The organism is Corallococcus sp. AB030 (assembly GCF_003668965.1).
In the GTDB taxonomy this organism is placed as follows: Bacteria; Myxococcota; Myxococcia; order Myxococcales; family Myxococcaceae; genus Corallococcus; species Corallococcus exiguus.
Genome location: NZ_RAWQ01000497.1, coordinates 1 through 447, shown reverse-complemented (window position 1 = coordinate 447; position 447 = coordinate 1). Strand labels below are relative to the sequence as shown.

Genomic DNA, 447 nt, shown 5'->3' with positions numbered 1-447 from the left:
GGATTGACATAGACATTGTCAGCATCAATAAGTTGATCATTTTTTACATTGGATGATCGTAAAACGAATATACCTGTGTCTTGTATGTCAGTTGGACTATATGTTAATCCTGAATAACTGGAAGTTATATTTGTTAACTTACGCAGTTCCCAAGGGTCAGTGAAACCAGCGAAACGAATTTCGGGACGAACCGCCCCTTCTTTCGGGAACATTTTCGAAAGCAAAGTCTTTTTTGATTCTTTTAATTGCTCTATTTCTTGATGACGAAGAGTGATAATGCTATCAATCTGCTTTAAAAATAAACCAATACGCTTTTGTTCATCTATGCTAGGGACATAAATTTTTGCTTTAAGAAAATCCTTTGCTACTAAATTTGTCATCATCGTTGCTTTAGTAGTTACTCTTCTTAAGATGTGTCCCATTATATTTTCGTTGTTAATATAATAT

The 447-nt window shown here is 33.8% G+C and carries 1 protein-coding gene; it reads right to left on the bottom strand.

Annotated elements, in window-relative coordinates; translation table 11 throughout:
• A partial coding sequence (locus D7Y15_RS43780) for a restriction endonuclease subunit S (protein WP_199746080.1) occupies nucleotides 1–422 on the bottom strand: 422 nt, incomplete at its 3' end.
• Between the last annotated feature and the right edge of the window lie 25 nt (nucleotides 423–447).